At 70.7% G+C, this 25,639-nt stretch carries 26 protein-coding genes; 14 read left to right on the top strand and 12 right to left on the bottom strand.

Going from position 1 to position 25,639, the window contains the following annotated elements; all coding sequences use genetic code 11:
* Positions 1–64: 64 nt before the first annotated feature.
* Both ACJ73U_RS27950 and ACJ73U_RS27945 read right to left on the bottom strand, forming a co-directional pair.
* Entirely contained in the window at positions 65–1,348 is a 1,284-nt protein-coding gene (locus tag ACJ73U_RS27950) for a lectin (RefSeq protein WP_407780704.1), read from the bottom strand.
* Positions 1,349–1,638: 290 nt separating this feature from the next.
* A complete protein-coding gene (locus ACJ73U_RS27945) occupies positions 1,639–2,070 on the bottom strand; it encodes a winged helix-turn-helix transcriptional regulator (RefSeq protein ID WP_407780702.1) in 432 nt (143 codons plus the stop codon).
* A 76-nt stretch (positions 2,071–2,146) separates the two neighbouring features.
* On the opposite strand from ACJ73U_RS27945, the gene ACJ73U_RS27940 reads away from it, so the two are divergent.
* Entirely contained in the window at positions 2,147–3,313 is a 1,167-nt protein-coding gene (locus tag ACJ73U_RS27940; RefSeq protein ID WP_407780701.1) for a thiolase family protein, read from the top strand.
* A 43-nt stretch (positions 3,314–3,356) separates the two neighbouring features.
* On the opposite strand, the gene ACJ73U_RS27935 is transcribed toward ACJ73U_RS27940, so the two are convergent.
* The 3 genes from ACJ73U_RS27935 to ACJ73U_RS27925 all read right to left on the bottom strand — a co-directional run bounded on the left by ACJ73U_RS27935 (position 3,357) and on the right by ACJ73U_RS27925 (position 5,339).
* Positions 3,357–3,854 (bottom strand): general stress protein, encoded by a 498-nt coding sequence (locus tag ACJ73U_RS27935; RefSeq protein ID WP_407780700.1) that lies wholly within the window; start codon positions 3,852–3,854, stop codon positions 3,357–3,359.
* Between the two features lie 94 nt (positions 3,855–3,948).
* On the bottom strand, positions 3,949–4,164 hold the full coding sequence (locus ACJ73U_RS27930) for a ferredoxin (RefSeq protein WP_407780699.1): 216 nt from the start codon (positions 4,162–4,164) through the stop codon (positions 3,949–3,951).
* Positions 4,165–4,166: 2 nt separating this feature from the next.
* The gene (locus ACJ73U_RS27925) at positions 4,167–5,339 is read right to left on the bottom strand and encodes a cytochrome P450 (RefSeq protein ID WP_407780698.1); all 1,173 of its coding nucleotides are present in this window, start codon (positions 5,337–5,339) and stop codon (positions 4,167–4,169) included.
* 101 nt (positions 5,340–5,440) lie between these two features.
* Between ACJ73U_RS27925 and ACJ73U_RS27920 the strand changes: the two genes are divergently transcribed.
* The 5 genes from ACJ73U_RS27920 (at position 5,441) to ACJ73U_RS27900 (ending at position 9,560) form a co-directional block, all read left to right on the top strand.
* Positions 5,441–6,004, top strand: coding sequence for a TetR family transcriptional regulator (locus ACJ73U_RS27920; RefSeq protein ID WP_407780697.1), 564 nt, complete (start codon positions 5,441–5,443; stop codon positions 6,002–6,004).
* A 77-nt stretch (positions 6,005–6,081) separates the two neighbouring features.
* A complete protein-coding gene (locus tag ACJ73U_RS27915; protein WP_407780696.1) occupies positions 6,082–6,438 on the top strand; it encodes a hypothetical protein in 357 nt (118 codons plus the stop codon).
* 10 nt (positions 6,439–6,448) lie between these two features.
* Positions 6,449–8,236 carry a glycoside hydrolase family 2 protein gene (locus ACJ73U_RS27910; RefSeq protein WP_407780695.1) on the top strand — a complete coding sequence of 596 codons (1,788 nt, stop codon included), beginning with the start codon at positions 6,449–6,451 and terminating at the stop codon, positions 8,234–8,236.
* Positions 8,237–8,358: 122 nt separating this feature from the next.
* Entirely contained in the window at positions 8,359–8,652 is a 294-nt protein-coding gene (locus ACJ73U_RS27905; RefSeq protein ID WP_407780694.1) for a GNAT family N-acetyltransferase, read from the top strand.
* Positions 8,649–9,560 (top strand): pirin family protein, encoded by a 912-nt coding sequence (locus ACJ73U_RS27900; protein ID WP_407780693.1) that lies wholly within the window; start codon positions 8,649–8,651, stop codon positions 9,558–9,560. The genes ACJ73U_RS27905 and ACJ73U_RS27900 overlap by 4 nt, the downstream gene beginning before the upstream one ends.
* A 39-nt stretch (positions 9,561–9,599) precedes the next feature.
* On the opposite strand, the gene ACJ73U_RS27895 is transcribed toward ACJ73U_RS27900, so the two are convergent.
* The 4 genes from ACJ73U_RS27895 to ACJ73U_RS27880 all read right to left on the bottom strand — a co-directional run bounded on the left by ACJ73U_RS27895 (position 9,600) and on the right by ACJ73U_RS27880 (position 11,867).
* Positions 9,600–9,851, bottom strand: coding sequence for a hypothetical protein (locus ACJ73U_RS27895; RefSeq protein ID WP_407780692.1), 252 nt, complete (start codon positions 9,849–9,851; stop codon positions 9,600–9,602).
* 119 nt (positions 9,852–9,970) lie between these two features.
* Complete coding sequence (locus ACJ73U_RS27890) at positions 9,971–10,387, bottom strand: hypothetical protein (protein WP_407780691.1); 417 nt, start codon at positions 10,385–10,387, stop codon at positions 9,971–9,973.
* Positions 10,380–10,760 carry a hypothetical protein gene (locus tag ACJ73U_RS27885; protein ID WP_407780690.1) on the bottom strand — a complete coding sequence of 127 codons (381 nt, stop codon included), beginning with the start codon at positions 10,758–10,760 and terminating at the stop codon, positions 10,380–10,382. The genes ACJ73U_RS27890 and ACJ73U_RS27885 overlap by 8 nt, the downstream gene beginning before the upstream one ends.
* Before the next feature lie 33 nt (positions 10,761–10,793).
* Positions 10,794–11,867 carry a PucR family transcriptional regulator gene (locus ACJ73U_RS27880; protein ID WP_407780689.1) on the bottom strand — a complete coding sequence of 358 codons (1,074 nt, stop codon included), beginning with the start codon at positions 11,865–11,867 and terminating at the stop codon, positions 10,794–10,796.
* Between the two features lie 350 nt (positions 11,868–12,217).
* Between ACJ73U_RS27880 and ACJ73U_RS27875 the strand changes: the two genes are divergently transcribed.
* The 7 genes from ACJ73U_RS27875 (at position 12,218) to ACJ73U_RS27845 (ending at position 20,652) form a co-directional block, all read left to right on the top strand.
* Complete coding sequence (locus tag ACJ73U_RS27875; RefSeq protein WP_407780703.1) at positions 12,218–14,062, top strand: M6 family metalloprotease domain-containing protein; 1,845 nt, start codon at positions 12,218–12,220, stop codon at positions 14,060–14,062.
* Positions 14,059–16,302 carry a M64 family metallopeptidase gene (locus tag ACJ73U_RS27870; protein WP_407780688.1) on the top strand — a complete coding sequence of 748 codons (2,244 nt, stop codon included), beginning with the start codon at positions 14,059–14,061 and terminating at the stop codon, positions 16,300–16,302. The genes ACJ73U_RS27875 and ACJ73U_RS27870 overlap by 4 nt, the downstream gene beginning before the upstream one ends.
* Positions 16,303–16,459: 157 nt before the next feature.
* Complete coding sequence (locus tag ACJ73U_RS27865) at positions 16,460–17,302, top strand: helix-turn-helix domain-containing protein (RefSeq protein ID WP_407780687.1); 843 nt, start codon at positions 16,460–16,462, stop codon at positions 17,300–17,302.
* 11 nt (positions 17,303–17,313) lie between these two features.
* The gene (locus tag ACJ73U_RS27860) at positions 17,314–17,511 is read left to right on the top strand and encodes a DUF397 domain-containing protein (protein ID WP_407780686.1); all 198 of its coding nucleotides are present in this window, start codon (positions 17,314–17,316) and stop codon (positions 17,509–17,511) included.
* Between the two features lie 140 nt (positions 17,512–17,651).
* A complete protein-coding gene (locus tag ACJ73U_RS27855; RefSeq protein ID WP_407780685.1) occupies positions 17,652–18,620 on the top strand; it encodes an efflux RND transporter periplasmic adaptor subunit in 969 nt (322 codons plus the stop codon).
* Positions 18,617–19,354, top strand: coding sequence for an ABC transporter ATP-binding protein (locus ACJ73U_RS27850; protein WP_407780684.1), 738 nt, complete (start codon positions 18,617–18,619; stop codon positions 19,352–19,354). The genes ACJ73U_RS27855 and ACJ73U_RS27850 overlap by 4 nt, the downstream gene beginning before the upstream one ends.
* A complete protein-coding gene (locus ACJ73U_RS27845; RefSeq protein ID WP_407780683.1) occupies positions 19,354–20,652 on the top strand; it encodes an ABC transporter permease in 1,299 nt (432 codons plus the stop codon). The genes ACJ73U_RS27850 and ACJ73U_RS27845 overlap by 1 nt, the downstream gene beginning before the upstream one ends.
* Here ACJ73U_RS27845 and ACJ73U_RS27840 read toward each other — a convergent pair.
* Entirely contained in the window at positions 20,627–20,986 is a 360-nt protein-coding gene (locus ACJ73U_RS27840; protein WP_407780682.1) for an MmcQ/YjbR family DNA-binding protein, read from the bottom strand. The two genes, ACJ73U_RS27845 and ACJ73U_RS27840, sit on opposite strands and share 26 nt — an antisense overlap.
* Before the next feature lie 1,062 nt (positions 20,987–22,048).
* On the opposite strand from ACJ73U_RS27840, the gene ACJ73U_RS27835 reads away from it, so the two are divergent.
* The gene (locus ACJ73U_RS27835) at positions 22,049–24,430 is read left to right on the top strand and encodes a GH32 C-terminal domain-containing protein (RefSeq protein ID WP_407780681.1); all 2,382 of its coding nucleotides are present in this window, start codon (positions 22,049–22,051) and stop codon (positions 24,428–24,430) included.
* On the opposite strand, the gene ACJ73U_RS27830 is transcribed toward ACJ73U_RS27835, so the two are convergent.
* Both ACJ73U_RS27830 and ACJ73U_RS27825 read right to left on the bottom strand, forming a co-directional pair.
* Positions 24,420–25,331: a hypothetical protein gene (locus ACJ73U_RS27830; protein WP_407780680.1), complete on the bottom strand. Its 912-nt coding sequence runs from the start codon at positions 25,329–25,331 to the stop codon at positions 24,420–24,422. The two genes, ACJ73U_RS27835 and ACJ73U_RS27830, sit on opposite strands and share 11 nt — an antisense overlap.
* A 70-nt stretch (positions 25,332–25,401) precedes the next feature.
* Positions 25,402–25,639: amidohydrolase family protein (locus ACJ73U_RS27825; protein ID WP_407780679.1), on the bottom strand; the 238-nt coding region annotated here is incomplete at its 5' end.

Genomic DNA, 25,639 nt, shown 5'->3' with positions numbered 1-25,639 from the left:
TCGCCGTGACCGGAGCCGTGACGCTGCTCGGCGCCGCGATGGTCGTACGGATCAAATCAGTTCCTTAGGGCAGCACCCACTTCTGGTTGGCGCTCGCCGCGCAGGTCCAGATCTGCAGGCGGGTGCCGTTGGCCGAGCTGCTCCCGTTGGCGTCCAGGCACTTGTTGGCGCCGACGTTCGCGATGTCGCCGGCCGCCTCCACGCGCCACTTCTGCGCGTTGGTGCCGTTGCAGTCGTACAGTTGGACGACCGCGCCGTCGGCGGTGGAGCCGCCGTTGACGTCCAGGCACTTGCCCAGCGCGCGGATCGTGCCGTCCGAGCCGACGGTCCACTGCTGGGCCGCGGTGCCGTTGCAGTCGTACAGCTGGACCGCGGTGCCGTTCGCCGGGTTCGCGCCGGCGACGTCGACGCACTTGCCGCCGATGCCCCTGATCGTGCCGCCGGTGCCGCCGCCACCGCTGCTCGTGTCGTTGGTGACGCGCACGTAGTCGACGGTCAGCGTGTTCGGGAACGGCGTGCTGCTGTTCGGGTCACCGGGCCAGTAGCCGCCGACCGCGAGGTTCAGGATGATGTAGAACGGGTGGTCGAACACCCACCGGTCACCGCCCAGGTCGGCCGGGGTCCGCGTCTCGTAGACGTTCCCGTCGACCTTCCAGACGATCTTGTTCGGCGACCACTCGACGCGGAACGTGTGGAAGCCGTCCGCGAACGGCGAGCCGATCGAGTAACCCGCGCCGATGCCCTCGCTGCCGGAGTAGCCCGGCCCGTGGATGGTGCCGTGCACGGTGTTCGGCTCGGCGCCGATGTTCTCCATCACGTCGATCTCGCCGCTGTTCGGCCAGCCGACACTGCCGATGTCGTTGCCCAGCATCCAGAAGGCGGGCCACATGCCCTGCCCCCGGGACATCTTGAGCCGGGTCTCGAAGGTGCCGTAGGCCTGGGCGAACTTGCCCGACGTGTTGAGCCGGGCCGAGGTGTACTCGCACCGGCCGTACCAGCACTGGTAGTTGGCCGGGTTCTCCTTCCGCGCGGTGATGACCAGGTTGCCCTGGCCGTCGTGCACGGCGTTGCTGGTGCTGTTCGTGTAGTACTGCCGCTCGTGGTTGTTCACGTTGTCGCCGGTCTCCAGGTTCCACTTGGAACCGTCGACCGGCGTCCCCGCCGCCGCGTTGAACTCGTCGTCGAACGTGGTCGCCGCGATGCCGACGTCGGCGCTGCGGGCGCCGTCGGGCTGTGTCGCGGCCAGGGCGGCATGGTTCGCGGGTGTCAGCACGGCTGCCGACGTGGTGAGCATTGCCGCGATGGCCAGGAGGAAACGGGATCGTCGAGAGGGGTGCGTGGACATCATTGTCACCGCCGACGCTCGTGTTTGTTGTCCTTGGCAACAAAGAGTGCCATGGTCCAGACCAGTCGACAAGAGTTCCGGCCGATTTTCTGGAACCGGTTCCGGCGCTCTGATCTTAACCCATCGCTTAACACGTAGCTGCCCCGCGGTCACCGTCCGCGTAGGTCGAGGGGATGACCGGAGCACGGAACGAAGCACCGTGGCCTCGAGCGACCGCCGCTCGTGGTCCTGACCTCGAACCGGACCCGCGAGTTGCACGACGCGCTGAAGTGCTGGGTGCGGGACTCGCGTGGTCAGGGGACCTGGCCCAGGCGGAGGAGGTGGAGGGTGTCGTTCTCGGCGGGGGCACCGCAGGACGCGCAGACCGTGGTGGGGTGGAAGACCTCGCCGCAGGAGTGTGCCCAGGCCGTGGGGGCCTCGCCCTCGGTGGCGTAGCGCTCGCCCCACTCCATCAGGGCCATCAGCACCGGTTGCAGTGCCCGGCCGGACTCGGTGAGGACGTACTCGTGGCGCGGCGGGTGGTCCGAGTACTGCTCGCGGCGCAGCACGCCCGCGGCCACCAGGGTCCTCAGCCGGGCGGCGAGGATGTCCCGGCTCGCGCCCGTGTTGCGGACGAACCGGTCGAACCGGCGCTCGCCGAGCATGGCCTCGCGGAGCACCAGCAGGCTCCACCGCTCGCCGACGACGGCCAGCGCGTTCGCGATGGAGCAGTCCCTACCCGTCATGTGGCCCACGATACTCAGTCTGGAAATCCAACTCGGCCGATGAGATAGTTGGATTATCCAACTGAGGAGGTCAGTCATGCGGGACGCGGTCATCGTCGACGCGGTTCGAACCCCGATCGGCAAGGGCAAGGCCACCGGCGGGCTACATGACACGCACCCGGTCGAGCTGCTGGCGCACACGCTGCGTGCACTCGTGGACCGCACCGGTGTCGACCCGGCGACCATCGACGACGTCATCGGCGGCGCGGTCGGCCAGGTCGGCGAGCAGTCCATGAACACCACCCGCTGGGCCGCGCTGTCCGCCGGCCTGCCGGAGTCGGTGCCGGCCACGACCGTGGACCGGCAGTGCGGCAGCAGCCAGCAGGCCGCGCATTTCGCCGCGCAGGGCGTCATCGCCGGCGCGTACGACCTGGTCATCGCGTGCGGGGTCGAGTCGATGAGCCGCGTGCCGATGGGCTCGAACGTCGCGGGCGCCGACCCGTTCGGCCCGGGCGTCGCCGCGCGGTACCCGGACGGCCTGGTCCCACAGGGCATCTCGGCGGAGCTGATCGCCGCCAAGTGGGGGATCAGCAGGACGGCCATGGACGAGTTCTCGGCGCTGTCCCACCAGAAGGCGGCCGCCGCGCACGCCGACGGCCGGTTCGCGAACGAGCTGGTCCCGTTCCGGGGGCTGACGGTGGACGAGTCCGTCCGGCCGGACACGACCGTCGAGGTTCTCGGCGGACTGAAGCCGGCGTTCGAGAACCCCTGTGCGGCGGAACGCTTTCCGCAGATCAACTGGTCGGTGACGGCCGGCAACTCGAGCCCGATCAACGACGGCGCGTCGGCGGTGCTGATCACGTCGAGCGACACCGCCAAGCGCCTCGGCCTGACCCCGCGGGCGCGGCTGCACAGCTTCGCGGTCACGGGCGCGGACCCGCTGCTCATGCTGACGGCGATCATCCCGGCCACCGAACGCGTGCTCGGCAGGGCCGGCCTGACGCTGGCCGACATCGACCTGTTCGAGGTCAACGAGGCGTTCGCGAGCGTGGTGCTGGCCTGGCAGCAGGAGACCGGGGCCGACCTGCGAAAGGTGAACGTCAACGGCGGCGCCATCGCCATCGGCCACCCGCTGGGCGCGAGTGGCACGAGGCTGCTGGGCACCCTGGTCAACGCGATGGCCGACCGCGGCGCCCGCTACGGCCTGCAGACCATGTGCGAGGCGGGTGGCCTGGCGAACGCCACCGTCCTGGAACTGCTGTAGGACAAGCGAAAGCCCCGCCGGGAGCGGCGGGGCTCTTGCGCTGTCAGAGGGTCGTCGGGGTCAGGTTGGTCAGGAGCGTGCGGCCCAGCTCCGCGTTGCGCGGCTTGCAGAGCACGTCGTAGCGGCGGGCGACCAGCTGGCTGTGCGAGACGAAGTCCCGCTGCCCGCGGGTGGCGCCGTACTGGACCGCCGACCAGGCCAGCCCGAACACGACACCGGACACGACGCCGATGAGGATCGGCGCGAACCCGGCCGCCGAGAACATGCTCAGCAACAGGCCGACGAACAACCCGAACCACGCGCCGGACGCCGCCCCGGTCGTGAGGACCCGGCTCCAGGTCAACCGACCGGCGACCCGCTCGACGACCATCGGCTCGACGCCGACGATCGTGACGTCCTGAACCGGGAACTCGTTGTCCGCCAGGTGGTCAACGGCCCGCTGTGCTTCCTTGTAGGTGTCGTAGGACCCGATCGGCCAGCCTTCCGGCAAAGTCGGGAGGCCAGTCGCCAGTTTTCCGCTCGCTGCGAACGCTGCCGTCATTGAGGTCACCTCCACTGTGTGTCTACCCGTTCCAACGCGGCGGAAATCCGCTATGTGCCCAGGTCGGCACATTCACAGGAGGTTCTCAGGAGGCTCACGGGCGCGGGCCGATCTCCTTCCCGTTCTCCGTCACGAGGATCGCCTGCATGGGGCACTGGTCGGCGGCGTCGAGCGCCAGCTCGTCCGGCTCGATCTCGGACCGGACCGGCTCCGCGTACGCATCGCGCAGCTCGAACAGCTCGGGTGTCAGCGCCGCGCACATGCCCGTCGCGCCGCAGAGGGTCTTGTCCACTCGCAGTTGCCACGTCATGGCTACCATCCAACCGGCATGCGCACCGGGCCGCGGACGAGCATCTCCGCCTTCCACACGACGTCACCCGCCAGGTGCAGGTCCGGCAGCTCCAGCAGCAACGCCCGCAGCGCCTCCTGCAGCTCCATCCTGGCCAGTGCCGCGCCGAGGCAGTGGTGCACGCCGTGCCCGAAGCCGAGGTGCTGCTCCGGCGGCGCGTCGACCTTCAGCGTGTCGGGGTCGCTGAAGCGCAGCCCGTCGCGGTTGGCCGCGCCGATGGCCACCAGCACCGGCTCACCCGCGCGGACCAGCGTGTCACCCACCCGCACGTCCTCCGTTGCGTACCGCGGGAAGCCGGCGCCGGCGCCCAGCGGGACGAACCGCAGCAGCTCCTCCACCGCACCCGGGATCAGCGCGGGATCCGACCGCAGCCGGGCCATCGCCTCCGGCCGGTCCAGCAGCGTGATGACGAAGTTCGGGATCTGGCTGGCCGTGGTCTCGTGGCCGGCGATCAGGATTCCCGCGCACAGGTCGACCAGCTCCAGCTCGGTCAGCCGGTCCCGCTCGTCGCGGGCCTCGATCAGCGCCGTCATCAGGTCGTCGCGCGGGCGCTCCCGGTGCTCGGCGATCAGGCCGCGCATGTACTCCCGCATCTCCTCGCGGCTCGCCAGGAACTCCTCCGACGTCAGGCGCGAGGTCGACAGCGCGTTGTCGCTCCACACCCGGAACTTCGGGCGGTCCGCGACCGGCACGCCCAGCAGCTCGCAGATCACCGCCACCGGCAGCGGCAGCGCGAACATGTCGACCAGGTCCGCCGGCGGCCCGGCCGCGATCATGTCCTCGATCAGGGCCGTCGTGATCTCGCGTGCCCTCGGGCGCAGCTCCTCCACCCGCCGCACGGTGAACGCCTTGGCCACGAGCGTGCGGAGCCGGGTGTGGTCGGGCGGGTCCATCGTCAGGATGCCGCCGTCCACGATGCCCGCCCGCATCCTCGGTGCGTCGTGGTTCACCGACTCCGCCCTGCTGAAGCGCTTGTCCCCCAACACGAGACGCGCGTCGTCGTATCGTGTGGCGAGCCAGGCCGGCTCGCCGTAGGGCAGCTTCACCCTGAGCATGCCCGGTTGCTTCAGCGCCTCGTAGTACGCCTCGGCAAGGCCCAGGGTGCCGGTCTCGTTGAACGGGTACGCAACGGTCATCAGGCTTCTCCCCATGATTGTAAGCACCTGCTTACACGTTACGCACAGTGTCAAGGTGGTTACGTCCGGAGCAGGCTACGCTGTCCGCTTTGGAGGTTCGGGTGACCGATGAACCACGGCGCCGCGACGCGGCGGCCACGCGGCAGGCGCTGCTGGACGCCGCGACCCAGCTGTTCGCCGAGCGCGGCTACGACCGCACGACCGTCCGTGACATCGCCACCCGCGCGGGTGTCAACCAGGCGTTGCTGTTCCGGTACTTCGGCTCCAAGGAGGCGATGTTCGCGGCGGCGATGGCCGGGCGCGACCTGCACGAGGTCGAGCCGGGCGCGCTGCTCGCCAAGATGCTCGACCACCTGCTCGCCCCGGAGTCGACCGAGCGGCGCGACCAGGTGCTGACCGCCCTGCTGCGCACCCTCGGCACCGACGACGAGGCGGCCAAGATCCGCCGCAGGCTGACCGCGGGCTACGTCGAGACGCTCGCCACCCTCACCGACCGGCCGCACGCCGAGCTGCGGGCCGAGCTGGTGCTCGCGTGGGTGTTCGGCATCAGCTTCCTGCGCGGGGTGGCCGCGACCCCGCCGCTCGCGGACGCGGACCCGGCGCTCGTGCGGGACCTCGTCCTGCCCGCGGCTCGGGTACTGCTCGAGGACATCTCGAGCAACTGACCTACGACCCTGGGCGTATGCCCGAAGCCGCCGCGCAACGGACGATTTCGTCAGCGCGCTGCCGCATCCTCTTGTGCATGACGAAGAAAATCACCATCACGGCACTGATCGTCGGAGCCATCGGGATCGCCGTCCTCTGGGCCGCCGGAGTCCCCTTCCCCATCTACCCGCCGCCCGGCATCCTGCTCCTGACCGCCGGCGCGCTGTTCATCGGCCTCACCAGGTTCCGCTGGGCGCCTCTCGTCGGCGCCGGGCTCGGCCTGTTCGTCGTCGTCGGGTTCTTCGCCAGCGCGTCCGGCGTCGACAACCTCACCGGCGTGCACGGCACCAGCATCGCCATCGGCACGGTCATCCAGGTGCTCGGCGTGGCCACGGCGTTCGTCGCCGGGATCGTCGCAACTGGACAGTCGTACCGCCGGGTGGCCGCGCGGTAACGTGGGGTGCATGCATCCACGGCCGCGGCTGACCCGAGAGCGATGGCAGGATCTGTGCGGGGAGTGGGAGTTCGCGCACGACGACGGGGACGCGGGGCTGCTGGCGGGCTGGTGGCGTGGTGACAAGCCGTTCGACCAGGTCATCACGGTGCCGTTCCCGCCGGAGTCCTCGGCCAGCGGCGTGCACGACCCCACCCCGCATCCCGTTGTCTGGTACCGCAGGACCTTCACCGCGCCGGAGGCCGAGCGGCTGGTGCTGCACTTCGGCGCCGTCGACTACCGCGCCCGGGTGTGGGTGAACGGCACGGAGGTCGCGTCGCACGTCGGTGGCCACGCACCGTTCCAGGCGGACATCTCCCACGCGCTGGTCACCGGTGAGCAGATCGTGGTGGTGCGGGCCGAGGACCGGGTCGAGGACCTCACCCAGCCACGCGGCAAGCAGTACTGGGAGCCCGAGCCCGACGTCATCTGGTACCACCGGACCACGGGCATCTGGCAGCCGGTGTGGCTGGAACCGTTGCCCGCGGCCCACGTCAGCGAGCTGGAGTGGCGGCCGTCCGCGGCGTCGAACTCGGTCACCGTGCGGGCGGCGGTCGACGGTCCGACTGCCGGCCTGTCGCTCCGGGTGCGGCTTACCTCGGGTGACCGCGTCCTCGCCGACGACCGGTACGCCGTCGACGGAGCAGAGCTGGCACGCACGATCACCCTGCCCCGCGGGGACTTCCGCTGGAGCCCCGCAGACCCGCGGCTCGTCGACGCCGAGGTCTCCCTGGTCCGTGGCGACGCCACCGTCGACACCGTGGCGAGCTACTTCGGGCTCCGCGACGTGGCGGTCCGCGACGGCCGGTTCACCATCAACGGGGAACGCCTTTTCCTGCGGCTGGTGCTCGCCCAGGGGTACTGGCCGGAGTCGCACCTCGCCGCGCCGTCCGAGGACGCGTTGCGTCGCGAGGTCGAGCTGATCAAGGAGCTGGGGTTCAACGGGGTCCGCGTGCACCAGAAGGTCGAGGACCCCCGGTTCCTGTACTGGTGCGACCGGCTCGGCCTCGTCGTGTGGGGCGAGGTGGCCAACGCCTACGAGTACTCGGTGGACGGTGTCGCCCGGTTCACCGCGGAGTGGCTCGAGGTGGTGCGCCGGGACGTCAGCCACCCGTCCGTGGTGACCTGGGTGCCGGTGAACGAGAGCTGGGGCACGCCCGCACTGCACGACGACCCCCGCCAGCGGCACTTCCTCGAGTCGCTCTACCACCTGACCCACGCCGTCGACGGCACCCGCCCGGTGATCTCCAACGACGGCTGGGAACACGCGACGAGCGACATCTGGACCGTCCACGACTACAGCCCGTCCGCCGAGGACCTGACCTCCCGGTACGGCACGGCGGCGGCGGTCGACGCGGCGATGGGTCGTGACTGGCCAGGGGCGCACCGCGTCCACCTGGGTGACCCCGTCCGTGGCGAGCAGCCGCTGATGGTCACCGAGTTCGGCGGCCTGAGCTACACCCCGTCGGCGGGCGAGCGCTGGTTCGGCTACCGGACCGTCGCGAGTGCCGAGGACCTCCTCCTCGCCTACGAGCGGCTGGTGACCGCGCTCGTCGGCAGCGACCAGGTCGCCGGCTACTGCTACACCCAGCTGACCGACACCGAGCAGGAGGTCAACGGCCTGCTGACCGAGGCCCGCGAGCCGAAGGTCGACCCGGCCGAGATCCGCCGGATCAACGCCCTGCCGGCGGCGAGCGTGCCCACCGAACGGCTGGCGCAGCTCGTCGAGGAGGCGCGGCGAGCCGCACGGGGCGAGTGAATCCCGCCGAGCAGCCGGATCGCGGGGAGGTGGTGCGCGCGTTCGTGCACGAGACCGACCGCGGCGCCCGGTTACTCCGCGACGAGGAGGAACTGTCGGCGAAGCTGGCCTAGGCTCGGGGTATGGCCGAGACCAAAGTGGTGCACAACCGGGAGCAGTTGCGGTACGAGGTGTACGTCGACGGCAAGTTGGCGGGGTTCTCCCAGTACCACCGAACCGGCGACCGGGTGGTGTTCAGGCACACGCAGATCGACGAGGCGTTCTCCGGCCAGGGCCTGGGCAAGGTGCTGGCGGGTGAGGCACTGGACGACGTCGTGGCGAACGGCAAGGTCATCGTGCCGCAGTGCCCGTTCATCGCCGGCTACATCGAGAAGACCGACAAGTACGCGGGGCACGTGGAGGCGCCCGGCAGATGAGCAACCTGGAGGCCCGTCCCGTCGAGACGGACGTGACCCGGTGCGACGCGATGGCCGAGGTGTTCGAGCCGCGCGTGGTGCCGCTGGGCGGCCTGCGTGCGATGTCGGTCGAGCGGGTGATGCCGCAGCGAGGGCTGCCGACCGTCGGCGCGTGGTGCTTCCTGGACTCCTACGGCCCGGCCGACGTCGCGATGCGGGTACTGCCGCACCCGCACACGGGCCTGCAGACGGTGACCTGGCCGCTCGCGGGTGAGATCCACCACCGCGACAGCATCGGCAGCGACGTGCTGGTGCGCCCGGGCCAGCTCAACCTGATGACCGCCGGCCGCGGGGTGTCCCATTCGGAACTCTCGGTGTCCGAGCCGCTGCACGGGCTGCAGCTGTGGGTGGCCCTGCCGGCCGACCACGCAACCATGGCGCCCGCGTTCGAACAGCACGTCGACCTGCCGGTGTACGACGGCTTCGCCACGGTCCTGATGGGCAGCGTCGGCGACGCGACGTCCCCGGCGACCACGCACACCCCGCTGGTCGGCGCGGACCTGGCGGTCGCCGGCACCCGCGTGCTGCCCCTGCGCCCGGACTACGAGCACGCGGTGCTGGCGGTGAGCGACCTCACGGTGGCCGGCACGCCGCTGCGCAAGGGGCAGCTGCTGTACCTCGGTACGGGCCGGTCGCGGGTGGAACTGGCGGATGGCCGGGCCTTCCTGCTGGGCGGCGAACCGTTCCCGGAGGACCTGGTGATGTGGTGGAACTTCGTCGGCCGCTCCCACGAGGAGATCGCCGGCGCCCGCGCCGCCTGGGAGGCGGCGGACGAGCTGTTCGGCACTGTCCCAGGCCACGACGGCGCCCGCATTCCGGCGCCGGACCTGCCCGGCATCCGCCTCACCCCTCGCCGCAGGCGGCAATAGGGGGTATGTATTCCCGCGACCGGCCTCGTCACCGACGGATTATGCGAGACCGCCGAGGAGCGGGAGTTTCCCGCCGGTGAGGTTTCCGAGGAGCGGGAGACCATTGCCGGTGAGGTTGCCGACGAGCGGCAGGCCGTTGCCGGTGAGCGGCAGGCTGCTGCCGCCGACGACCGGAAGGCCGCTCCTGTCGGTCGCGGTCGTACCGGGCTCCGCGCTCGCGATGCCGCTGGCAGCGGCGATACCGCCGAGGGTCAAGGCGATCATGGTCGCCGCGGTGAAGGTCCTACGCATGTGGACGTCCTCTCTCTGAATTCGATCGGGACTCCACGCTAGAAGGGCGCGACACGGGAATTCCGCACGGCACGCGCCGACACGCCCGGATTCACCACATCGGGGAACGGGAACGAGTTTTATTCGGCCGCTGTCGGTTTTCCGCTGACCCGCAGCCACCACAGGCCCAGCAGCGGCAGGACCGCCGGCACGTAGCCGTAGCCCTGGCCGTAGTCCGACCAGACGGTCGCGTCCGGGAAGGCGGCGGGGTCCAGGAGGCTCCACGTGCCCACCGCGAGCACTCCGACCAGCTCGACCAGGATCGACACCGTCGCGATGCGGCGGGAGGTCCGGTTGCCGCGGGCCAGGCACACGGTGGCGACGATGTAGACCACCGCCGCGAGGGCGGACAGCAGGTAGGCCAGCGGCGCGCGGGAGAGGTGCGTGGTCAGCTGGACGACCGACCGGGCCGTGGCGGACAGGGCGAAGATCGCGTAGACGGCGATCAGCAGCCGGCCGGGGCCGGACCGGGTGCGGTTCGCGAGGGCGTCAGGCATGGCCGTCCCACACCTGCCGCAGCCGGATGATCAGCACCGGGATCGTGAGGCAGCCCACGACCATCACCACCGGCCCCCAGCGCGTCCGCTCCAGCAACGCCCAGAACCCGGCGACGGGCAGGACCAGCACGGTCGTGACGAGGTACCCGATGAACGTGGCCGTCTCGATCGCCCGGTCGCCAGTGGCCAGCTCGACGATCCCGACGACGAGCTGCGCCAGTAGACCCACCTCGAGCAGCACCAGCCCGCCGTAGAGCCACAGCCCGTGCCACTCCCGCAGCTCCACCGGCTTGTTCGCGATCACCAGCACGGCCGCCCACACCGCCCCCGCCAGCGCGACGTAGGTGAGCACCGCCGCGAGCACCTCGATCATGGGGCGATCGTAGCCACAGTGACCTGCGGCAACTCATCGCATGCCGTGCAGGCTGGCCAGTTTGAGGCTCAGGTGCAGCATCAGCCGGTCGTCGCCGTCGCGGAGGTTCGTGCCGGTCAGCTCGGCCACCCGTTGCAGGCGGTAGTACAGCGACGTGCGGTGCAGCCGCAGCGCCTTCGCCGTCTCCACCGCGCTGCCGGCCAGGTCCAGGTAGGTCTCCAGCGTCGCCACCAGCTCCGGCGACGTCAGCAGCCGGACCACCCCGGGGTGCACGGCGTCCGCCGGCACCGAGGCCAGCATCCGGTACGCGCCCAGCGAGTCCCACGACGCCAGCGGTGCGAAGCCCGGCACCCGGGACGCCACGAGAGACGCGTGCAGGGCCTCCGCGTACGACTCCGCGGCGGACGACAGCGACGGCCGAGGAGCACCGGCGCCGACCACCACCGAGCCGGCGAACAACCCGGGCACCTCCTCGGCCCGCGCCGGTCCGGCGCACACCAGCACGCCGTGGTCGCCGCGCACGAGGTGCCGGGCCGGGAACTTCAGCCGCGCCACCAGGAGACCGTCGGTCAGCACCTCCTGCGGGCCGCGCACCACGAGCACGGTGACCGGCAGCGGGGGGAAGCCACCCTCGTCAACGAGGATCCGCGCCGCCTCCGGGTCGTCGCCGGCCAGGACCCGGGCCACGGCGGCCTGTTCCCGGCGCGCGGAGAGGCCGGTGGCGAGCACGTCGTGCAGCAGGGCCAGGGCCAGCTCGGCCGCCGACCTCGACACGAGCGACAGGTCGGCGCCGGACATCGCGGGGCGGTCGATCAGCCACAGGAACCCCAGCAGCCGGTCGCGGTGCCGCACCGGCACGCACACCCGCGGCAGCACGCCGGGAGACTCGGGCACCCGCAGCGGCCCGCGTGCCTCGAAGATCCCGGCGGCGCGGTACCTGGCGCGGACCTCGCGGGTGGTGTGCCGCCGCAGGATCGAGTCGCGGCGGACGTCGTCCAGCGGGCCGGTCTGCTCGCTGTAGGCCAGCACGCTCTGCGCGTGGTCCTCCAGGAGCACCGGGCGCCCGACGCGGGCGGCGAGATCGTCGACGGCGAGCTGGAGCTGCATGCCGACCTCCGCTTTTCGACAGATGTCTGAAAAACCGCACCACGTTCCCTACATCGGATCGATGAAGTGGGTCAAGGCCAGGGCTAGCGTCACTTCCCGTGACCCGCCCAGCCCTGCTGGTGACGGCGCTGCTCTCGGCCGCCGCGCTCGCCACCGGAATCTCGGTCAGCCCAGCCGTCGCCGCCCCCGCCGCCCCCGCCCGGCCGGCCGAGCCGCAGTACCCGTGGCAGTACCCGCACTGGCCGCAGCAGCAGCCGTGGCAGCAGAGCGGGGAGCAGAACGCCCGCGTCGCCGCACAGTCCGGTTTCCCAGGTCCGATCGACCCGCAGAACTGGGAGAACCCCGACCACATGACGTGGGACGACTACACGAAGCCGCCCGGCACCAACTGGGCCGACCCGTCGGCCGAGGGCACGGTGCGCAACTTCAAGGGCGCGCTGGTCCTGCTGGACTACCCGAACCAGCCGTTCGTCGTCACGCAGCCCCAGGGGTCGACGATCTTCGCGAACCCGAGCGCCGAGGCACACGACGTGCCGCGCGACCAGGTCGCCCAGTTCTACCAGGACTTCCTCAACAAGCCGGGCACGCTCAACCACGGTCACACGATCAACGAGTACTGGATGGAGGACTCCGGCGGCCGCTTCGGCGTCGACCTCACCGCGTTCGGGCCCTACACCATGCCGGGCAAGGACCACGAGTACGGCATGGAGTTCCAGTCCGGGGCCGCGTGCCCGGCCGGCGACAACTGCAACCGCAACATCCGCACCGACGGGCGGGCCGCGTGGGTCAACGCCGTCGGGGCGGACGTGCCCGCGCAGTACGACTTCGTCTTCTTCCTCTCCGCCGGTCAGGACGAGTCCTCGACCTGGCAGGAGTTCGGCATGATGAAGTTCCCGACCAAGCAGGACGTGACCGACGACTTCGGCCCGCCGGACCCCGCGCTGCCGAACTGGTCGCCCACCCGGTACGTGGACTGGACCTCCTGGGCGGCGGGCTCGACCCTCTGGCCCAACGCGGGTGGCGGCTCCTCGACGCAGGCCGAGAGCTCCGGCCAGTCGACCTACGCCCACGAGTTCAGCCACATCCTCGGCATCGGGGACAACTACAACAACCCCTACAGCGTCCCGGCGCGCCGCGACTACAGCGGGCCGTGGGAGATGCTGTCGCGCGGCACGTTCAACGGCCCCGGCGGCCCGCACAGCCGGTGGATGATCCCGGCGACCGGCGGCTCGTCGATGGGCGCGCAACACATGCTGCGCAACAAGATGAAGCTCGGCATCGTCGACGACGAGAACGTGCTGCGGCTGTCCCGCGAGGGGCTCGGCGACTCCGGCATGGTGATCGCGAAGGTCACCGCGCGGTCCGTCCTACCGGGACCCCACGACCTGTCCGGCGTCGACGTCGCGCTCGGCACCGGCGACCTCGAGCCCGCGTGCGACCCGAATACCGACCCGTTCTGCGACGGTGGTGGCTACGACAACTACACCGTCGAGGTCGTGGACCGGATGGGCGCCGACTCGTTCACGCCGGACGCGGGTGTGTTGCTGGCCAAGACGAAGAACGAGGACGACGCGCCGTTCGAGTGGGTCATCGACGCGAACCCGCAGGACATCGGGATGACCGACTACGTGCTGCCGGACGGCACCCGGGTGCCGATCACCATCGGCGACTACCGGCAGCTGTCCGACGCGTTGTTCCACGCCGGCACGAACTCCGGCAGCGAGTACGAGTACGTCGACCAGGCCAACCGGCTGCACTTCTACGTGCTGGACGTCAAGCGCGACAGGAAGGGCGTGCTGTCGTACACGGTCGCGATCCGCTCGCTGGACGGTGCCGGTCCGCAGCGCCGTGGCGTCAGGGTGACGCCGACGTTCGCCCTCCCGGACCGCGACGGGCTCGACACGTGTGATTTCTCGGTGTTCAACACCGGCAGGGCCGCGCCGGCCGGCGGGGACGTGTCGAAGTACCTGAACGGCGACGTGTACCGCCTGTCGGCCACTGTGGACGGTCGCGGGTGGGCCGTCGACGTGCCCAACGCGCTGGCGACGGCGAAGTTCGGCGACCACGTCAAGGTTCCGGTCCACGCGCGGAAGTCCGGCAGCGGTCCGCACGTCGCGACCGTGCGGCTCACGGCCACGTCCGAGAGCGAACCGACCAAGAAGGCAACGGCGACCTGCGCGGTGGTGGGCAAGTGAGAAAGCTGGCGGCGCTCGCGGCGTTCGTGGTGGCAGCCGCGGTGGTCGCGGCGCCGCCGGCGTCCGCCGCGCCCGGTGACGCGACCGTGGTGCCCATCCAGGTGACCGGGGACCCGGCGAAGCGGTTCAACCTCGTCGTGCTCGGCGACGGCTACACGGCCGGCGAGCAGGCGAAGTTCCGCGAGAACGTGGACAAGCACCTGAACGTGCTGTGGACCATCGAGCCGTTCAAATCCTACCGCAGCTACATCAACGTGTACGCGGTGTCGATCGTGTCCGCGGAGTCCGGTGTGGACTGTGACCCGAACCTGGACTCCCCTCGGGTGGACACCCCGCTGAACATGGGGTTGTGGGGTGGCTGCGACCCGACCAGCGTGCGGCGCCTGCTGACCGTGGACGACGCGGCCGCCAACTCCTACGCCGACCTGGTGCCGGGCACGACCAGTGCCAACCGGCAGCTGCTCGCGATCGGCAACAGCGACACCTACGGCGGCGCGGGTGGCACCTACGCGACCGCGACCGGCGGCAACGCGCTGTCCGCGCTGATCACCCCGCACGAGCTGGGGCACTCGCTCGGCGACCTGCAGGACGAGTACGACTACCTCCAGCGCGGTGTGCGGGGCGACCCGTACACCGGCGGTGAGCCGAGCTCGGTGCACCACACGCTGCTGACCGAGCAGCAGATGCTGGCACAGCGGAAGAAGTGGTGGCGCTGGCTCGGCGAGCCGAGCGAGTCGGGTGGCCTGATCGGCCGCTACGAGAGCGGCATGTACGCGAGCAGCGGTGTGTGGCGGCCGTCCGCGCACTCGATGATGAAGACGCTGGGCTACCACTACGACCAGGTCGAGCGCGAGCGGATGACGCAGCGGATCTCGGCCAAGACCAACATCCTGGCCGACGCCGTGCCGGCGTCCGCGCCGGTGGGCGCCGACCGCGTGCTGTGGGTCGAGACCATGTACCCGGTGAGCCACCAGCTCGACGTGACGTGGACCCTCGACGGCGCCTCGGTCGCCCGCGGCACGCGCAACCTCAACCTGTCCACATTGGACCTCGCACCCGGCAGGCACTCGGTCACCGCGACGGTGGTCGACCCGACGGACTTCGTGCGGGACCCGGCGGTGCGCGCCTCCTCGGCGCTGACGCGAAGCCGCACGTGGACGGTCGACACCGCGCTGACCACGCCCGCCGCCCCGGTGCAGCCCGCGTTCACCAACCACACGCCGACCACGCGTCCCGTCGGCGGGACGGACGTGGTGTACGCCGAGCCGACGCACCCGGCCGACCACGTGCTGCCGGTCCTGTGGCGCCTCGACGGCCGCACCGTCGACCCGGGCGGCCCGGGCGCGAACGACCGCGCGTTCGACCTCGAACCCCTTGGGCTGACCGGCACGCACACGCTCACCGCGACCGTCGGCGCCGACACCCTGACCTGGACCGTCGACGCCCGGCAGCCGACGGCGGCCTACCAGCTGTCCGCGCCGCTGGTCTCCGGCAACGGCTCGTACGTCTACAATGGACCGTTCACGATGGCGCTCGCCGGCGCCGACGACACCCCGGGCTACGTGGTCCGCGAGTTCCGCACCGACGGCGACGGCTGGTTCAACTACTTCGGCTGGCCCACCGACCCCGACGCGCCGTGGCGTTTCACCCCGCAGGGTACCGAGATCGACAGCCTCGTGTACGGAAAGCTCGGTGTGCCACGGCTTTCCCCCTGGGACGTCGTGCCGACCAACTACGGCACGCACACCATCGAGTACCGGTCCATCGACGCCGTGGGCAACGTCGGCGCGGCAGCAGCGTTCCACGTGACACTGCTCCCGCCCGCGCCTGCCTGTACACGAACGATCACAGGCCGCCACGAGGGTCCGCTGACCGTCCGCGATGGCGTGACGTGCCTCGACGGTGCGACCGTGACCGGTCCGGTGACCGTGGCGGCCGGCGCGGCTCTGGTCGCGACCGGCGCGACCATCGGCGGTCCGGTCACGGCGACCCGCGCCGCGGCGGTCGAGCTCGTCCGCTCGACGGTCTCCGGTCCGCTGACGATTGCCGCGGCGACCGGCGACGTCCACATTCTGGGCGGTACGGTCGGCGGGGCCGCGACGGTGACCGGGAATGCGGCGCCGGTGATCGCGGGCGTGACGGTGCGCGGGCCGCTCACCTGCGCGGGAAACGCCGCCGCCCCGAACGACCTGGGCATAGCGAATTCCGTGCACGGGCCGGTGGTGGGCCGGTGCCGGTGATTCCCGGAGGAGTCCCACGTAGGCTCTGACGGCCCGTCTTTCCTTTGATTGCAATACGGAACGCCATACATTGACCCAATATTTGCCGTGTCCTCTGTGATCACCGGTACGGTCTGTGCCGGCACGTGGTTTCAGTTAGCGTGGAGGTCAGGCAGTGGTGGCAGTGCGCAACCCTTCGGCGTTGCGGTGGCTCGTGGGTGTGGAACTGGCGAACTACCGGAAGAGAACCGGTCTCAAACAGGCCGACGCGGCACACCGGGCAGGCGTCAGCGTGGGGAAGTTGTCCCATCTGGAAACCGGCGAGCGGCAGCAGCAGCCGTCGGACATCGCGAAGGTGCTCTCCGCGTACGGCGCGGCGCAGCACGACATCAACCGACTGACCTCGCTCGCCGAGGTCCCCGACGAGTCGAACTGGTGGGGCGCCTGGCGGGACGTGGTGCCCGACTGGTTCGGTACGTTCGTCGGACTGGAGCGGCTGGCCATCAAGGAGTTCGTGTTCGAGCCGATCGTGATCCCCGGCCTGATGCAGACCGAGGAGTACGCCCGGGAGCTGAGCCGGTCGAGCCAGCGGGTCCGGCTCGACCACAGCGAGCGAGTGGTCGAGGTGCGGATGGAGCGCGCGCACCGGCTCGCGGGCGAGGAGCCGATGCACCTCCACGCGACCGTGAACGAGCAGGCGCTGCGGCTGGTGGTCGGCAGTCCCGAGAACATGCGTGAGCAGTACGAGCACCTGATCAACCTCGCCCACCGGCCGAACATCACGTTCCAGGTGGTCGTGCCGGAGCGCGGCCGGCACGAGGCGTCGAACGGCCAGTTCGTGGTGCTGGAATTCGACAAGGCGCGACCGATCGTCTACGCGGAACTTCAGGACGGCGCGATGTATGTGCAGCACCCTGGGGAGGTGAATACTTATCGAGTGTCCGCACGGAGTCTGGAAAGGGTTGCGCTTCCGCCGGACGAGTCCGTTCGCTTCGTGGCCGACCTCATCAAGAGGCTGTGAGGAGCAAGACCGTGAACTTCGGCAGCGCTGTGTGGCTCAAGAGCAGCTTCAGCGACCACAACGGGTCGTGCGTCGAGGTCGCGCTCCTGGGCACGGCTGTCGGCATCCGGGACTCCAAGGACACCGGTTGGCCCCACCTGACCGTCGGTTCGGCCGGGTGGGCGGCCTTCATCGAGTCCCTGAGGTCCAGGCGCTGTCACCCGAACTGATCCGCGTTCACGCCCGTTTCGTGCGGTAACGTGCGCCATCGCCCGTGCAACCCCCGCGTCCATCGGGGCGTCATTACGGGCAGAACCGCACACCTGGGGGCTCTCAGTTGAAACCGCGCCATGTCGGGATATTGCTGTCCGTGCTCACGTTGGTGACCGCCTGCACATCCGGTGCGGCGACCGAGTCGCCGCCGCGGCTCGCCGACCGGGGCACGGTGATGACCACGGTCACGCCCACCCGGCAGGACCTCACCAACTCCGTCAGCCTCGCGGGCACGGTCACCATGGACCCGATCTTCGGGCTGGTCGCGCCGGTCGACGGGCAGATGCGCTTCCTCGACGTCAAGGCACCCACCAGCACGCCGACCAAGCCGACCCGCGTCGGCGCGGTGTGGGCCGGCGGCAAGCCGAACCCCGTCGAGGTGCCGGCCGGCGCGACGTTCGCCGGCCGGCTGGTCGACGACAGGTCGAACGTCACCGCGGGCATGCCGGTCGCCTCGGCGAAGCTCGCCGGGTACGGGATCGTCGCGGAGATCGCCAGTGACAAGGCGTACCAGATCGCCGATGGTCTGACCGGTGTCACGGCGCAGATCAAGAAGGGACCCGGACCGTTCCCCTGTGCGGTGCTCGGCACCATCGCCGCCCTCCCGGCCGGCACGATCCCCACGCCGCCGGCCGCCCCCGACCCGCCGGCCACCCCGGGCGCCGGCTCGCCCGGGGGCACCACGCCGGCCACGCCGCCGGCGCGGACCCCGGACGAGCAGTCGAGCCAGGAGGGCTCGGCCGCCTCGGGCCTGCGGCTCGTGTGCACGGCGCCGGCGGGCACCAAGATGATCAACGGCGCGGCCGTCACGTTGAAGATCATCACCCAGACCGCGGCCAACGCGTTGGTCGTGCCGGTCGAGGCGGTCGCGGGCGGTCAGGGCACCGGCACGGTCGAGGTGGTCAGGGGCGACGGGTCCACCGAGCGGGTCCAGGTCGAGCTGGGGCTCACCGACGGCAAGGTCATCGAGATCAGGTCCGGGCTCACCGGCGACGAGAAGCTGTCCGTGCCGGGCCCGAACCTGCCGCCGGCCCCGGACGCCGACCAGTCGAGCGGTGGCAAGTGACCGCCGCGCAGACCGCGCTGGCGTATGGCACCGCGCCGACCGCCACCCCGCTGTTGCGGATCACCGGCGTCACCAAGACGTTGCGGGGGCAGCAGGAGCCGCGCACGATCCTGAACGGGGTCGACCTGACCCTCCACAGTGGAGAGAGCATCGCGGTGCTCGGCCGGTCCGGGTCGGGCAAGAGCACGCTGCTGAGCCTGATCGGGCTGTTCGACCGCCCCGACGCCGGGCAGTACCTGTTGGGGGAGCGGGACATCACGCGTCTGTCGGAGCGCAGGGCCGCGGCGTTGCGCAGCGCCGAGTTCGGGTTCGTGTTCCAGCGGTTCTTCCTGCTCAAGCAGCTCTCCGCGGTGCAGAACGTGGCGATGGCGCTGGTCAACGGGCAGGGCTGGCTGCCGCGGCGCAAGCGCCGTGCCCGCGCCATGGCCGCGCTGGACCAGCTGGGCATCGCCCATCTCGCCAAGCACAAGCCGCCGCGGCTGTCCGGCGGTGAGCAGCAACGCGTCGCGATCGCCCGCGCGCTCGTGCGGGACCCCAAGATCCTGCTGGCCGACGAGCCGACCGGCGCGCTCGACACGGACACCGGGAACCTGGTGGTCGAAGCACTCCGCGCGACGACCGACCGCGGCTGCGGGCTGATCCTGGTGACCCACGACCACGACCACGCGGCCAAGATGCAGCGCGTGCTCCACCTGGACCACGGCGTCCTGTCGCCGGCGGAGGTGCGGCGGTGATGCGGCTCTCCGGACGCCTGCGGGCGGCGCTCATCATTGGCGGGCAGGGGATCCGGGCGCGAAAGCTGCGCACGTTCCTGTCCATGATCAGCCTGTTCCTCGGTGTGCTCGGCGTGGTGGCCGCGCAGGCCGGCCAGGTGATCGCCTACCGCTCCCTGGTCGCGAACAGCGAGCTGACCAGGGGTGTGGACGGCACGCGGATGATCTACCTGCCGCCCGTCGACGGGTCCTCCGAACTGGTGATGGACACGATCAGGGGCCGCGACGACGCGGTGGCGGCGCTGTCCACCAGCGCGATCATCGGCGAGCCGAACGTGCGGCCCATCAACGAGGGCGGCGGCCCGATCGACGGCGGTGGCGGGTACGGGTCGGCGATGGTCTGCGACGACTCCGGCGACTGCGTCGACCCCAACGAGGGCAAGCCGAGCGGCCAGGCGATCGAGGTGCGCCTCGCCGCGCTCACCGGCGACATCCGCCGGTTCCGCCCACTGCGACTCCAAAGTGGACAGTGGATCGACTTCGGCGGCGCGCCGTCGCTCTCGCCCCGCCTGGTGCTGAACAAGGAGGCCGCGAAGGCGTTCGCCAGGTACCCGGTGCCGGCGGAGATGCGCGTCCGGGGTGGCATCGCGAACTCGACGCCGCGGATCATCGGCGTGGTCGACGACGGGATCTCGGCGCCGCAGGTGTACGTGCGCAGCGACGAGCTGCTGAACTGGCTGCCGACCGACGCCCTGTCCAGCCCGGACTACGGCTCCGCGGAGATCCTCGCGGCACCGACCGCGACGGAGTTCATCGAGGTCCTGAAGCGCAAGTTCGCGGCGATCGCCGACCCGCGGAAGGGTGACCTGTACGTCGAGACGATCAGCGCCGAGGACATGATGCCGGGCGAGATCCAGATGATGCGCTGGGTGTTCCTCGGGGTGTCGATCCTGGTGCTGCTGATCGGCTCGGCCGGCATCCTGAACGTCGGCCTGGCCACGGTCGGCGAGCGCATCGAGGAGTTCGCGCTGAGGCGTGCCGTCGGCACCCCCAGGATGTTGCTGGCCGGCATCGTCCTGTCGGAGACCCTACTGACGGGCCTGCTGACGGCGGTCGCGGCCATCGGCGCGGGCATGGCGGGCCTGGCGGCGGCGAGCAGGCTGTTCGGCCACCGGTACCCGATGCTGGCGAACGTGGCGTTCCCGTGGCAGGCGGGCGTCGCCGGCGTGGCGGCCGGCCTGACCGCGGGCCTGCTGGGCGGCCTGATCCCCGCGGCCAGAGCCGCGCGAATCCCTATCGCGACGGTGATGCGTGCCTAGCGTCGTACTCCCGGACGACGGTCTTCGGCGCACACATCCGCCACGCGTCGGTGACCAGCTCCCGTAGCTCGTCCCTGGTGACGTTCCGCAGCTCGACGACGATCCAGTGGTACCGCTGGTCCCCCTTGCCGGGCATGCTGAACTTGTCCGGCTCGGCGGCGATCACCGCGTCCCGCTCCTCCTTGGGAAAGCCGCACCCCATGACCTGCTCGTCCCGCGAGAGCGCGACGTAGACGATCCGCCCGACGTTGAACTTGACCCGATCACGGACGAGCCGCTCGATGGTGCGCGGCAGACCGGTGGCGATCTCCCGCACGTCGTCGGCGGTGGCCATCAGCTCAGCCCCGGCCGGTCGAGCCCGGCGTTGAGATCGTCGGTCATGCATCGCCCCCGGTTACCTGGTCTTTTGGCCTCCGGCCCCCGGTTCCACGCTACCAGCGCCCACCGACAATCCTGCGTGCCTCGGTGCCGCCTGTGCCTCGGTTGTCCACAGGTCACCGAGTTGTCCACAGCCGAGGCGCCGGCGCCCCCACCGCCCCACCGAACCCCATAACCTGACCTCATGAACTGGGACGACGCCATCCGGGCACTGGGTGGTACCCCACAACCGACCGATCTGGAGGAACGCTACGCGGAACAACATCGCAGGTACCACAACTCGATACACGTGCACCAGGTCAGGTGGTTGGGCCGCCCGGGCGGTCGGGTCAGGCGGTTGGGCTGGCTGGCCGGGTCAGGTGGTTGGGCTGGCTGGCCGGGTCAGGTGGTTGGGTCAGGCGGGCGGTCGAGTCAGGCGTGGCCGGACTGCATCTACGACGCCGCCGGCATTGCTGGCTGCTTAACCGTCGCTGGTGGCGACGTTGCCGTGGTACGCCGATCATGAAGGCTTACTGGCCATATTGATGGCGCCGGCATTGTTTGCCGCTGCGGAGGGTGCCGGAGGTGGGCGCGTTACGGCCAATGCGCATGTCGACGGTGCCGGCGTCGTGAACGTGGCTCGTGTTCAGTGGTGGTGCGGTGTCGTGGGCGCGGCTTGTGTTCAGGTGGTGGTGCGGTGTTGTGGGCGCGGCTCGTGTTGGTGCTGGCATTGTGGATGCGCCGTGTTCGGCACCGGCACCGGCACCGGCAGCGCAGCGGTAGCGGTGGTGGTGGCTGTGTTGTGGATGAGGCCGTGTCAGCGGCGGTGCGGTGCTGCCGGCGATGCGCTGCCGATGAGCGGTGGTGCCGGCACTGCCGGCACTGCCGACGGTGCCCGCGTCGCCGCCGGTGGCGATGCTCAGCGCCGGCGCGTTCCCAACCGCCATGAGTCAGTTGGGAAGGCGTGAACCTTGTGCTCGCTCCAGTTCGTGGTTTGTTTGGAGGGCGGGAAGGCCGAACATGGCGAAGGGTGAGGTCGATGAGGATCTTGCGGTTGGCCGTTGCGGTGGTCGTGGCGTTCGCTGCCTGGGTGGTGGTGGCGCCGGTGGCGTCGGCCGGTTCCGCGGCGGACTACCCCGAGTTTCCCTACCCGCCCACCAGCTACGACGAGCCTCTCCGTGGGCAGTTCCACTTCAGCCCGCGGGCCGGCTGGATGAACGACCCCAACGGGTCCGTCTACTACCGGGGGCAGTACCACCTCTTCTTCCAGCACAACCCGCACGGCCTCGGCTGGGACACCATGCACTGGGGGCACGCCACGAGCCCCGACCTCGTGCACTGGACCCAGAAACCCGTCGCCCTCGAGCCGGGGGTGCATGCCGGTGATCTCTGGTCGGGCAACGGGATCGTCGACACGGGGAACGTCACTGGGCTCAGGTCCGGGGACGACGACCCGATCCTGCTCTTCTCCGGAACGGGCGGGGTCACCGTGCACTACAGCCTCGACGGGGCCCGCACGTTCCAGACCTACGACCACGGGCGGGAGGTCGTCGACACCGGCGACCACACGAGTCGGGACCCCAAGGTCTTCTGGCACGCCCCGAGCCGGCGCTGGGTCATGGTGCTCTACGTCAACGAAGGCCAGGACGGCGCGAACTTCTACACCTCACCCGACCTCCTCCACTGGACCTTTCGCAGCCGATTCACCGCCGACTGGTTGTTCGAGTGCCCGGACATGTACCAGCTGCCCGTCGACGGCAACCCCGGCGACACCCGGTGGGTGCTGTCCGCCGCGAAGGACAACAGCTACGTCCTCGGGGACTTCGACGGCACGACGTTCACGCCCACCTCGCCGGTTCGGCGGCAGGACTTCGGCGGTGGCTCCGCCGGATCGCCCTTCTACGCCTCGCAGACCTTCACCGGAGACCCCGCCGGACGGGTTGTCCAGACCGCGTGGCAGGGCGGCAACCACGGTGCCACCTGGACCGGCAACCTCACCTTCCCCGTCCAGCTCGGGCTGCGCACCTTCGCCGACGGCATCCGGCTCACGCGTGACCCCATCGCGGAGTTGGCCGCGCTTCGGCGTGATCCCTTCGACCTCGGGGCACGGACTCTCCAACCGGGCACCAACCCGCTCGAGCGGCTGCGGGCCGACACCTACGAGCTGACCGCCCAGTTCGATCTGGCGGGGGCGACGGCCAGCAAGTTCGGGTTCCGGCTCCACACCAGGGCGGACGGCACCTTCGACCGCGAGGTCAGCTACGACCGCAACGCCCACACCCTCTACGGCGCGCCGCTCGCCCCGGTGAACGGGCGCGTCACCGTGCACCTCCTCGTCGACCGCGGGCAGTTGGAGATTTTCGGCGACGGCTACTCCTACACGGACAACGTCGACTTCGACCCGGGCGCCCAGGGGATCTCGCTGTTCACCGAGGGCGGCTCGGTCCACCTCGTCTCCCTGCGTTTCAACAGGATCACCACGGCCTGGGGGACCGGCGAGTCCACACTGGACAACAACCTCGGGAACGGGTGGACCCCGACCGGCGGCACGTGGACCGACACCGCCGCCGGCAAGCAGGGCACCGCAACCGGCGACGCCTTCTACCTCAGCACGACCACCGCCAGTGACCTCAGCTACGAGGGCGACGTCCGCATCGACAGCGGCGCCGCCGCCGGGCTCACCTTCCGCACCGGCTACACCGCCAACGTCGACACCGCCGGGGTGGTGAAGCTCTGGCGCCCCGGCCGCGACATCGCCACCTACGCCACGCCGATCACCGCGGGCCGGACCTACCACCTGAAGGTAGTCGCGGCCGGCGAGCGCATCCGGGTGTACCTCGACCGGTCGGCGCAGCCGGTGATCGACGCCACCGACACCGCCTACGCCGACGGGCGGCTCGGGGCGAACGTCTTCGACGGGCAGGCGACCGTCGACAACCTCCAGCTCAACACGCCCGGCTTCGACACGAACCTCGCCGGCCCGTGGCACCCCGTCAGCGGCACCTGGACCGCACCCGGCACCACCGTGCAGTCCCGTGGCGCCGGGGACACCTTCTACCTCAGCTCACAGACCGGCGCCGACTTCACCTACAGCGGCGACCTCACCCCGGTGAACGGCGTCGCCGCCGGCCTGGTGTTCCGGGCCAATGCCGACGCCACCGCCCACTACACCGCGAACGTCGACGTCAACGGCCTGGTCAAGCTGTGGCGCCCCGGGCACGACATCGCGACCTACCCGACGACCATCGTGCCCGGGCGGACCTACCACCTGTCCGTCACCGCGCGTGGCGCCAACATCCGGGTGTCACTCGACGGTGTGGAGGTCATCAACGCCACCGACACCACCTACCCGAGCGGCCTCTTCGGGCTCAACGGCTTCGCGGGCACGGCCAGGTTCCGCGCCGTCCACGTCACCTCGTGAGCACGGCGACCGCGGCCGCGTCCAGCTGGCCGAGACTCTGGTCCGGGCGCTGGAAGCGGAAGCAGCCGTCCAGTTCCACGGCCGGCATGCCGGAGTTGGCCGACGAGTCGAGCAGCACGGCGAAGCGGGTGTGCGGCTTGTCGCAGCGGGCCGCCGGCCCCGCCGCTTCCATGGTGGTCCGCAAGGCCGACGCGTCCCGCCCGGTGACCCAGGAACCGCTCTCGAGCTGGCCGGTGTCGCCGTCCGCCCGGTAGACGCACACGTGGATGTCACTGCCCTGGACCGACCGCCGCGGCTGCGCGGGAGACGGCTCGGCCGTGGGCCCCAGAATGGCGATCAGGTCCTTCCAGTACTCCGCGCAGCCGGTGTCGACAGAGAGTTGGCTCTCCACCGGACGCACCCGGGTCTCCGTCACCGTCCGGTAGGTCAGCGTGTCCAGGAAGTCCGGCACCTCTTCGCGGGGCTGGCCGCAGGCCGTGGTCGGCACGGCCGGCAGCAACGCCCTGCCCCCCGCGTCGACCAGCACGAAGTACGGCACGGTCCGAAGCTCCAAGGTGCAGGCCGTGTCGGCCGGTGGCGGCGGGTCGGACGGCCTGCGCAGCATGTCGACCAGGTCCGGCACCGGTGCGTCGGCACGCTCGGTGACCCGCACGACCCAGGAGCCCTCGCCCGGTATGCGGCGGGTCTCCTCGCGGCAGCGCATCACCGCGACGGGCGTGAAGTCCGCCGGGATGCCACCACCGTCCTGCACGGCGCGGGGCGGATCCACCCGCGTCGCTGGACAGCTGGCCTCGACCCACACCGGCGCCTTCCCCTCGGCGGCGCGGGGCCGCTCCGGCTGGTCCGTCGGTCTGCCACACGCGATCGCGGTGCCGAGCACCAGCGCCACTGTGCCGAGCACCAGCGCAACTGTCCCCAGTTGTCTCCACATGTCTACGGGACGGCTGCCGCGTCGCCTTCGGTTGCAGCCGCTACCGCACCTTCCTGCCGCCGAGGTGGACCGCCCTGACGTCGTGCACCGCGGCCGGGTTGGCCAGGGGATCGCCGGCCACCACCAGCAGGTCCGCGTCGAAGCCCGGGGCCAGGCGGCCCTTGCGCCCGGCGAGCCCGCACACCTCGGCCGCCACCGAGGTCACCGAGCGCAGCGCGGCCAGCGGGCTCATGCCCAGCTCGACCAGCTGCGGCACGGCGTTGGGCAGCGACGGGTGC

This window comes from Actinophytocola sp., assembly GCF_045807065.1.
Classification (GTDB): domain Bacteria; phylum Actinomycetota; class Actinomycetes; order Mycobacteriales; family Pseudonocardiaceae; genus Actinophytocola.
The sequence above is the reverse complement of the archived record's forward strand: the minus strand, read 5'-3'. Positions and strand labels throughout refer to the sequence as shown.